This window comes from Polaromonas sp. P1_G4 (assembly GCF_056405475.1).
The window spans coordinates 1-7,063 of the sequence record NZ_JBFUCA010000201.1 but is presented as its reverse complement, the minus strand read 5'-3'; the positions used below and the strand labels follow the sequence as shown (position 1 = coordinate 7,063).

Below are 7,063 nucleotides of genomic sequence, written 5' to 3'. Positions count from 1 at the left end.
GTGCCTTACGAGGCGGACTATGTTTTCTGGGGCCCGGCCGGCTGATCTTTCGGCGCCCGGCAAAAAGCCCGCATGAAGCGGGCTTTTTGCTTTTTGCTGTTGCAAGGCGGCTAACCCTGGCGACCCAGGTCAGACCGGGTTAGCCCGCAACGCAGGCTTAGCGCCTGTAATACCCCGGCCCATAACCCGGAGGGGGCGCCTGCACGTAGTAACCGCCGTGGTGCCTGTGGCCGTGCCTGGGGCCGTAGTACACCGGCTGCGGTGCGTAGTACACAGGCGCAGGCCTCACGTACACAGGACKCGGCTGGTAATACACCGGGGCAGGCTGGTAGTACACCGGGGCGGGCTGCACATACACGGGCTGCTGGTACACCGGGTAGCCGTTGGTCACGCCCACCGCTATACCGGGAGCGGCTACGCCCACAGAAAAGGTCACGTTGTCACGGGCCTGGGCAGCACCGGCAAAGCCGAAAGCGGCCAGTGCCAGCGCGGCTGTGGCGCCTGCCACGGCGACGGAGCGGTTTGCCTTGATTGCTGTCTTCATATGATCTCCTTAACAGGGCAGGAAATGCCCATGTGTTTATTAAACGCGCCACCCCCGTAACGGCGTACCGCATGCACAGTGAAGAGCGTAGCCAAACGTAACCCCCTAAAATCACTCAATGACCACCCACGCCCCTGCCTCCGCGCCCGCCGACAAAGAAACCCACAAGCCCAGCAACTTCCTGCGCCAAATCATCGAAAAAGACTTGGCCGAAGGCACTTATGCCAGCCGCCGCTGGGGCGGCAGCCCCGGGGACGCCGCCCACCACGCTGGGGGCCAGCCCGACCCGGCCAAGGTACGCTTGCGCTTTCCGCCCGAGCCCAACGGCTACTTACATGTGGGCCACGCCAAAAGCATTTGCCTGAACTTCGGCCTGGCGCGCGACTACGGCGGCGTATGCCACCTGCGCTTTGACGACACCAACCCCGAAAAAGAAGACACCGAATACGTCGACAGCATCATCGAAGCCGTCAGGTGGCTGGGCTATGACTGGGCGCAGATCGGCAATGGCAAAGGGGGCGACAAGCCCTACCAGGCCAGCGACTACTTTGACTTCATGTACCGCGCAGCCGAGTATTTGATTGAAAGCGGCAACGCCTACGTTGACGAACAAACCGCCGAAGAAATGCGCCACAACCGCGGCGACTTTGGCCACCCCGGCACCAACAGCCCCTTCCGCGGCCGCACACCCGCTGAGAACCTGGCGCGCTTTCGCGAGATGCGAGACGGCAAGCTGCCCGACGGCGCCGCCGTGCTGCGCGCCAAGATCGACATGGCCTCGCCCAACATCAACATGCGCGACCCGGCCATTTACCGCATACGCCGCGCACACCACCACAACACCGGCGACAAATGGTGCATCTAYCCCATGTACACCTTCGCCCACCCGGTCGAAGACGCACTTGAGCAGATCACCCACAGCATCTGCACGCTCGAGTTTGAAGACCAGCGCCCGTTTTACGATTGGCTGCTCGACCGTTTGGCCGAAGGCAAACTCATTGCCACACCGCACCCGCGCCAGTACGAATTTGCGCGCCTCAACCTCACCTACGTGCTCACCAGCAAACGCAAGCTCGCCCAGCTGGTGACTGAAAAGCGCGTGAGCGGCTGGGACGACCCCCGCATGCCAACAATAGTCGGCCTGCGCCGCCGCGGCTACACGCCCGAATCACTGCAACTCTTTGCCGAACGCATCGGCGTCACCAAGAGCGACAGCTGGATCGACTACARCACGCTCGAAGGTTCCTTGCGCGACACGCTCGACCCGATTGCACCGCGTGCCATGGCCGTGCTTGATCCGGTCAAGCTGGTGCTGACCAATTGGGATGAAATCATGGGCGCAGGAAAGCTTGACGACTGCAGCGCACCCGTGCACCCGCACCATGAAGACATGGGCAAACGCCAGTTCAAGATCGGCAAGGAAGTCTGGATTGAACGCACCGACTACGAAGAGACTCCCCCCAAAGGTTTCTTCCGCCTCTTCCCGCCGCACATCAACGCCAGCAAGCAGGCGATTGCCGGCAGCAAGGTCCGCCTCAAATATGGCCACGTCATCGAATGCACAGGCGCAGTGAAAGACGCCAACGGCAAGGTCACCGAAGTGCACGCCACCCTGATCCCCGACACCAAGAGCGGCACCCCCGGCTCCGACGCCATCAAGGTCAAGGGCGTGATCACCTGGGTGGGTGTGAACGATGCGGTGCAGGCCGAAGTGCGCCTTTATGACCGCCTCTTCACCACCGAACACCCCGGCACCGGCGACAAGGATTTCCACGACGAGCTGAACCCCGACAGCCTCAAGGCCGTGACGGCGTATGTTGAGCCATCACTGACGAATGTGCCCGCCGGTACGCGCTTTCAGTTTGAGCGGCATGGGTACTTTGTGACGGACCTGGTGGATCACTCTGCCAGTAAAGCCGTATTCAATCGGGTCACGGGCATGAAGGATAACTGGGCCAAATAGCCTGGCAAGCCGATGGACGCCGCTCAAACCGAAGCACAAACTAAAAATAGCGTCCACAGAACAATTCGAATTACGAGGGAGAATATTTTGAAAATCTGGTTGCATGCCGTGCGCAGCACGATGTTGATGGGCACGCTCGCTCTGTGCGCACTGGCCGCGCAGTCCCAGCCGACGCCTGCTACCCAGGGTCCGAACGAAGGCGTCAAGGAAGTGCGGATTTCATCCGACAAATTCGAGCGCCAGGCGGCCCTGCCCAGTTGGGTCGAACCCATCACCAACCTGCCTGCCACGCAAAGCAAGGCACCAGTGGTAACCATACTGGCGGACACGCAATTCATGGTGGCCGCACAATCCACCAGCTTTGTACACCGGGCCTGGCTGGCCAACACCAATGCCCCGTTGCAGTCGCTGGGCACGATGGCCGTGTCCTTCAACCCCGAATACCAGAGAGCCAAGCTCCATATCCTGCGCATTCACCGCGCAGGCCAGGTTCTTGACAAGCTCGCCACGGCCGAAATCCGCTTCCTTCAGCAGGAAACCGGCCTCGACATGGGCGCCTATAACGGCGAAACCACCGCATCCATCCTGGTTGAGGACCTGCGCGTCGGCGACATACTGGAGATCGCCTACTCCACCATCGGAGCCAACCCGGTCATGGGCAACCGCTTCATTGACTACGCCAGCTGGGACCAGGGCGGCCCGGTTGACCGGCGCCGTGTCACGCTTAACTATCCTTCCGCGCGCAAGATCAATGTGCGTTTTTTGGGCGACCTGAACAAGGACTATCCAAAGCCTGTCGAGTCAGTCAGCGGCGCGATGAAAAAACTCCGTTGGGAACAGCTCGCGCTGCCAGCCGTGGACTTTGAAGCTTCGGTTCCTTCCAGTTTTTATGTGGGCCGCTCCATGCAGTTCTCGGAGTTCCAGAGCTGGGCCGAGGTGTCGGACTGGGCCGACCAGCTGTTCCGTAGCACCGCACCCTTGCCTCCTGAAATCATGCAGGTAGTGCAAACGCTGGGCACCAAGCCCACCATGGACGAGCGCGTCTCCGGTGCACTGCAATGGGTGCAAAACGAAATCCGTTATTTCTCGGTGTCCCTGGGTGAAAGTTCGCACCGCCCCACGCAACCCGCGCTCACCCTGCAGCGCCGCTATGGCGACTGCAAGGACAAATCATTCATGCTGATCGAGATGCTGCGCGCGCTGGGCATCAAGGCACAGCCGGTGCTGGTGTCCACCCGCTTCCGCGACGGACTGACGAAGATGCTGCCTTCACCTTACGCTTTCGACCACGCCATCGTGCGCGCGGAAGTGGAAGGCAAAACCTATTTTCTCGACCCCACCCTGATCGGCCAAACCGGACGGCTGGACGCACTGGGCCAGCCGCATGAAGGCTCCGAGGTACTCGTTGTTCAACCCGGCAACAGCAGCTTCACCCGCATCAAGTCAGCTGATTACGCCGCGATCTCCCGCAACGAACTCACCGAAAAAATCACGCTGCCGAAATTTGGCGGCGACGGCACGCTCGAAAGCCAGAACCTCTGGTCGGGCTACAGCGCGGAAGTGCGCCGCATCCAGTTGGCCGCCTGGACGACCGAGCAGCGCGACAAGGTGTTTCGCGAGGTATATGAGCGGCTCTATCCCGGCATCCGTTTTTCGGCGCCGCTCCAGGTGCTCGACGACACCGTAAACAACGTCATAACCGTCAAAAACCTCTACATCATTCCCAACCTGGCCATCACGGCCACTGGCGAGTGGGGCGTGCGCTACAGCGCCAGCAACATGGCGGGCATGGTGGTCATGCCACCGTCAGTCAATCGCACCCAGCCGCTGTCCATGGAAGTCCTGCCGCGCAAGAACCGTTACTCGATCGAGATTGAATTCCCGCCTGAGGTGTCTGTGGTGCGTGACCCCCTCACGCGCTCCGTGCGCGACGACGCCTTTGACTACAAGGTCTCCAGCACCTTTCGCGGCAATCGGGCATCAACCTCCATCGAGCTGGCCGTACTGCAAACCCAGATCGAGGCGTCACGCGTGCCGGCCTATGCGGCCGCCCTGCGCCGCACCGGGGAGATCTTTTACCCCGTGGCAGTGGTGCGTAAAGACGATATCAAGTCATCCGGCCTGCTGGGCCTGGGGGCCAAAAACCTGCGCCAGACAATTGAGGACCGCCTGAAAGACCGCATCGGCAAGATCGGCAAAGGTATCGACAGCGGCCGGCTGAGCGGTGACGACCTGGCAAACGCCCTGTGCGAACGCGCCGAGGCACTCACAGACCTCGGCAAACCCGAAGAAGGCCTGAAAGACGCCCAGCTTGCCATCAAGGGCAGCCCCAACTTTTCGCGCGCCTATGCCTGCCGCGGCAATGTGTACTTTGGCCTGCAAGACTACCCCCGCAGCGTTGCCGACTACAGCAAGGCCATTTCACTCGGCGACGAAAGCGACCACGTGATGTACCGGCGCGGCCACGCACGTTTCTACGGCGGCCAGCTTGCGGCAGCGGCAGAAGACTTTGCCAAAGCAAGCCAGTCCAAACAGGCTGATGCCGACGCCGCACTTTATGCAGAGCTGTGGCGCGTATGGACACAAAAGCGGCTGGGCATCACGCCGGACGCCGCACAGCAAGCGCTTGCCAGGGCCAAGCCTGGCGGTGACTGGCCCCGCCCCGCCCTTGCCATGCTGCACGGCCTGATGACACCCGAACAGGCCCTGGCCACACTAGACAGCAAAAAGGGCGACGAACGCGACATGGCCCTTGTGGAAGGCTACTTCTATGTTGGCCAGAACTACTATGCCCAGGGCGACAAGACAAAAGCCGCCGAGTTTTTCAACAAGGCCCGCGAAAAAGGCGTCCTCCTCTACATCGAGCACGTCGCAGCGGGCCTGGAGCTGCAACAGATGGGTGTCGCCAAGCCCTAGGCCCACATATGCGCCCATCGCCCTATCCCAAGCGCCTGCGCAATTTTCTGGTGATGACGGGATGGGCGGCATCCCTGCTGGTACCGGCCACCGGTCATGCCCAGTTCGGCCGTTTCGAATTTAGCGACGCAGGCGATTTTTCAGAATCGGCCATCCTGCATGGTGTCAAGGCCACCCAGGCGCAATGCGCGGCCGCCGCCAACACCGTCTGGGCCGCCACGGCCAGCTCGGGCGCCGAATGCATCAAATACTGGAAGGCCGGTTTTGGCGACCAGCCCGTCAAACGCGCCATCGTGTTCTTTCATGGCGACGTCTTTGTGGGCGTAGGCAAGACCAGCAAAAACTACCTGGACTTGACCAACGCCCAGTTGCAAAACTTCGCCGACGGTTGGGCCAAAACACTCGGCATGCCCTACATCTACATGGGCCGCCCGGGCACCCACGGCTCATCAGGCGACCACATGCAGCGCAGGCGCATTGACGAATCACTCATCATCTCGGCCGCGTTAGACGAGATCAAGAAGCGCTACGGCATTGAAGAATGGGTCATCGCTGGACAAAGCGGCGGCGGCCACGTCACCTCGTCATTGATCACCGAGCGCTCGGACATCGTGTGCGCCATCCCCACCTCAGCACCCTCCTCACCCCGCATCCGCTGGGAAATGATGGGCCGCAGCAAAGACACCACCAACTACGCCGACTCCTACGAGCCGTGGAAGTTTGTCGCCAAGGAAAAAACCAACCCCAAGCTGCGCGTGTTTGTGCTGGGCAACCCGAATGACAAAAACGTTTTCTGGACCTCGCAAACCGTAATGGCCGACGCATTGCAAAAAGCGCAGATTCCGGTTCAGGTGCTACAAGGCGAAGGCACCGGTCCGGATGCGCACGGGCTGTCGAATTCGTCGCGCATTGTGGCGGGGTGGTGTGCGAGGGATTTGGGGACGGAGGAGATGGTGGCGCGGGCGGGTAAGGGGCTTAAGGGGTAACTTCGCTATTACCGATAGAAGTACCATCTATGCCTATGCCGATCGCTTTACACACGACACTGATCCTCGATGCAGGAGTGGCACACACGGCGGATAGCAATAAGTCCATCGACGAGCTATGTCCCAGAAAGCTAAAGGCATGCCGACCTATGTTGAGTCTTACTAACCATAGGGTAGTAGGTCAGCCTTTGTTCAAATGGCATGGGTACTTTTCACAGGTTTAAATGACCACAACGCGGTTAAAACCGTATTCAATCGAACGACGAGCATGAAACACTCGCTACTAGCAAATGGCGATTTGCCTATATCTCGATCAAACCCGATCAGTTGGAAGCAGTCTGTCATCGTATGTAGCTAACGAACTCAAAGGTATCTCCAATGGCAACTGCAAAAAAAGATGGGCGAGGACTTGCTGACTTGCTCTTTCCCACTGCAACTGGTCAAGACGATTTTGCAGAGTCGATTCTTAACATCCCTCCAGAGCAAAGAAAGCTTCATACCGAAACTTACGACTTTGCAGTTCAGACAATTTTTGAAAAACTGCGCGATACGTCTATAGGTATTCCTGAGTTTCAACGTCGATATGTTTGGAGTGATTCGCAGGCATCTCGATTAATCGAGTCGCTAATTATTCAATGTCCGATTCCGGTCGTC

At 59.7% G+C, this 7,063-nt stretch carries 5 protein-coding genes; 4 read left to right on the top strand and 1 reads right to left on the bottom strand.

Annotated features, from left to right (window positions below; genetic code table 11):
- Window positions 1-157: 157 nt before the first annotated feature.
- Window positions 158-544, bottom strand: coding sequence for a hypothetical protein (locus AC1D1X_RS11755; RefSeq protein WP_477698319.1), 387 nt, complete (start codon window positions 542-544; stop codon window positions 158-160).
- A 118-nt stretch (window positions 545-662) separates the two neighbouring features.
- On the opposite strand from AC1D1X_RS11755, the gene AC1D1X_RS11750 reads away from it, so the two are divergent.
- The 4 genes from AC1D1X_RS11750 to AC1D1X_RS11735 all read left to right on the top strand — a co-directional run.
- The gene (locus AC1D1X_RS11750; protein WP_477698318.1) at window positions 663-2,507 is read left to right on the top strand and encodes a glutamine--tRNA ligase/YqeY domain fusion protein; all 1,845 of its coding nucleotides are present in this window, start codon (window positions 663-665) and stop codon (window positions 2,505-2,507) included.
- 87 nt (window positions 2,508-2,594) lie between these two features.
- Entirely contained in the window at window positions 2,595-5,423 is a 2,829-nt protein-coding gene (locus AC1D1X_RS11745) for a DUF3857 domain-containing protein (RefSeq protein ID WP_477671535.1), read from the top strand.
- A gap of 8 nt (window positions 5,424-5,431) precedes the next feature.
- Window positions 5,432-6,409, top strand: a complete 978-nt coding sequence (locus tag AC1D1X_RS11740) for an alpha/beta hydrolase family protein (protein ID WP_477671534.1) — start codon at window positions 5,432-5,434, stop codon at window positions 6,407-6,409.
- A gap of 378 nt (window positions 6,410-6,787) precedes the next feature.
- On the top strand, window positions 6,788-7,063 hold a 276-nt coding region (locus AC1D1X_RS11735), incomplete at its 3' end, for a DUF262 domain-containing protein (protein ID WP_477698317.1).

Bases quoted from the DNA above. Each gene is read 5' to 3' on its own strand.
- AC1D1X_RS11740 (WP_477671534.1), top strand. From the start codon at position 5,432: ATGCGCCCATCGCCCTATCCCAAGCGCCTGCGCAATTTTCTGGTGATG.